Annotated in this window: 2 rRNA genes; both read left to right on the top strand. The window is 48.6% G+C overall.

What is annotated here, in order from left to right:
- The first annotated feature begins 120 nt into the window (after positions 1-120).
- Positions 121-3,004 (top strand): 23S ribosomal RNA (locus CCY01nite_RS26480).
- Between the two features lie 216 nt (positions 3,005-3,220).
- Positions 3,221-3,332: ribosomal RNA gene (rrf, locus tag CCY01nite_RS26475) — 5S ribosomal RNA — on the top strand.
- Positions 3,333-3,339 lie beyond the last annotated feature (7 nt).

Here is a 3,339-nt window from a genome sequence, read left to right as displayed (position 1 = left end):
TGTTCCCGGAGGTGGAAACCCCATAGTAATTATGGTGTAATTCCGGGGATAAAGTTCTTTGACATATTGGATAATAAAAGTTGTAAGACACAGCAATGTGTAATAGAATACTTTAAGATTTTTAAAGCGAATAAGGGCGCATGGTGGATGCCTAGGCTCTAGGAGGCGAAGAAGGACGTGGTAAGCTGCGATAAGCTACGGGGAACTGCAAACGAGTGTTATATCCGTAGATTTCCGAATGGGACAACCCGGCATGCTGAAGGCATGTCACCCAGCAATGGGAGCCAACGCAGGGAACTGAAACATCTAAGTACCTGCAGGAAAAGAAAATAAATTAATGATTCCCTAAGTAGTGGCGAGCGAACGGGGACTAGCCCAAACCGCAGCGGCGTGCTGCTGCGGGGTTGTAGGACCGCATTTAGAAAGCTGTTTTAAGTTGAATCATCTGGAAAGATGAGCCGTAGCAGGTGATAGCCCTGTAGACGTAGTAAGCAGTGGACGAGTGGTATCCTGAGTAGCGCGGGACCGGAGGAATCCTGTGTGAAACTGCCAGCACCATCTGGTAAGGCTAAATACTCCCTAGAGACCGATAGTGAACCAGTACCGTAAGGGAAAGGTGAAAAGTACTCCGAACAGGAGAGTGAAATAGTACCTGAAACCGTGCGCCTACAAGCGGTCGGAGCCTGGTAACGGGTGACGGCGTGCCTTTTGCATAATGAGCCTACGAGTTACTCCTCACTGGCGAGGTTAAGTTCTTCAGTAACGGAGCCGCAGCGAAAGCGAGTCCTAACAGGGCGTTTAAGTCAGTGGGGGTAGACGCGAAACTTTGTGATCTATCCATGGGCAGGTTGAAGGTTTGGTAACACAAACTGGAGGACCGAACTCATTAGCGTTGAAAAGCTATGGGATGACCTGTGGATAGGGGTGAAAGGCCAATCAAACTGAGAGATAGCTCGTTCTCCCCGAAATGTTTTTAGGAACAGCCTCGTATACAAGAGTTATCATAGAGGTAGAGCTACTAATTGGGCTAGGGGGCTTCACCGCCTACCAAACCCTAATAAACTCCGAATGCTATGATATATCTACGGGAGTGAGGCTGTGGGCGCTAAGGTCCATGGCCGAGAGGGAAATAACCCAGATTAACAGCTAAGGTCCCCAAGAGTATGTTAAGTTGAACAAACGCAGTTCAAACCCTAAAACAGCCAGGATGTTGGCTTGGAAGCAGCCATTCATTTAAAGAGTGCGTAACAGCTCACTGGTCGAGGGTTTGGGCACGGAAAATGATCGGGCATCAAACATACCACCGAAGCTTTAGGATCATATCAGGAGATATGATCGGTAGGGGAGCATTCTGTACAGCATCGAAGGTGTACCGCGAGGTATGTTGGAGCGTACAGAAAAGAAAATGTAGGCATAAGTAACGATAAAGAAGATGAAAAATCTTCTCGCCGTAAGACTAAGGGTTCCTGATCAACGCTAATCGGATCAGGGTTAGTCGGGTCCTTAGGCAAAGCCGAGAGGCGTAGCTGATGGCAAACTGGTGAATATTCCAGTACCTGCTATAATTTCGATGGGGTAACGGAGTAGTGAAAGGACTGCGCACTTACGGAATAGTGCGTTAAAGGGTGTAGGTATACCGATTGTAGGCAAATCCGCAGTTGGTGCTGAACCTGATAGTACAGCAAAGCTTCGGCCGCGCTGATAATGTCCCTAAACAGACTTCCAAGAAAAACCTCTAAGGTTAGGTTATAGCAGCCCGTACCGTAAACCGACACAGGTAGTCGAGGAGAATATCCTAAGGCGCTCGAGTGATCCGTGGTAAAGGAACTAGGCAAATTGACGCTGTAACTTCGGGATAAGGCGTACCATAGTGATATGGTCTCAGTAAAATGGTCCAACCAACTGTTTAACAAAAACACAGGGCCCTGCAAAATCGAAAGATGACGTATAGAGCCTGATACCTGCCCGGTGCTGGAAGGTTAAGGAAGGGTGTTCGGGGTAACCCAAAGCTCCTGACTGAAGCCCCAGTAAACGGCGGCCGTAACTATAACGGTCCTAAGGTAGCGAAATTCCTTGTCGGGTAAGTTCCGACCTGCACGAATGGTCTAATGAGTTGGACACTGTCTCTACCACGAGCTCGGTGAAATTGTAGTATCGGTGAAGATGCCGGTTAATCGCAACGGGACGGAAAGACCCCGTGAACCTTCACTACAACTTAACATTGATTTTGAATGCCAGATGTGTAGGATAGTTGGGAGACTATGAAGCGGCTTCGCCAGGAGTCGTGGAGTCAACGTTGAAATACCAACCTTCTGTTATTTAGAGTCTAACCCGGAGACGGGGACATTGTTTGGTGGGTAGTTTGACTGGGGTGGTCGCCTCCTAAAAAGTAACGGAGGCTCGCAAAGGTACCCTCAGTACGGTTGGTAATCGTACGTAGAGCGCATTAGTATAAGGGTGCTTGACTGTGAGGCCTACAAGCCGAGCAGGTGCGAAAGCAGGCTAAAGTGATCCGGTGGTTCTGTATGGAAGGGCCATCGCTCAAAGGATAAAAGGTACTCCGGGGATAACAGGCTGATCTCCCCCAAGAGCTCATATCGACGGGGAGGTTTGGCACCTCGATGTCGGTTCGTCACATCCTGGGGCTGGAGAAGGTCCCAAGGGTTCGGCTGTTCGCCGATTAAAGTGGCACGTGAACTGGGTTCAGAACGTCGCAAGACAGTTCGGTCCCTATCTGTTGTGATCGTTAGTAAATTGCGAGGACATGACCTTAGTACGAGAGGACCGGGTCGTACGTACCGCTGGTGTATCTGTTGTGCCGCCAGGTGCAGTGCAGAGTAGCTATGTACGGGCAAGATAAACGCTGAAAGCATCTAAGCGTGAAACTTACCTCAAGATGAGTTTACTTTTAAGGGCCGTCAGAGACGATGACGTTGATAGGCTACAGGTGTAAGGGTGGTAACATCGCAGCCGAGTAGTACTAATTGCCCGTAAGCTTTAATTTTATTTTATTGCACTCCATGGGATCGGAAGAAACCGGGATGTGTTTTACAACTTATCCAATATGTGAATTTATTGGTCATCCGGAGGATGCAGGCAGGGCGAGAATGCTGACAGCGAGATCGCAAGCAGCAACATAGCTGAAGCGACAAACAGCAGCAATAGCCAGCCATACAATGCATGATCCGGATCGGACAACAACAGAAGATATTAAAGATCTTATGGTGGTTTTGCCGAGGGTGTTCACCTCTTCCCATTCCGAACAGAGAAGTTAAGCCCCTCATGGCCGATGGTACTGCACTATCATGCGGGAGAGTAGGTAGCTGCCATATTTATTGA

The sequence above is a fragment of the Chitinophaga cymbidii genome (assembly GCF_007992715.1).
GTDB classification, from domain to species: domain Bacteria; phylum Bacteroidota; class Bacteroidia; order Chitinophagales; family Chitinophagaceae; genus Chitinophaga; species Chitinophaga cymbidii.
The sequence above is the reverse complement of the archived record's forward strand: the minus strand, read 5'-3'. Positions and strand labels throughout refer to the sequence as shown.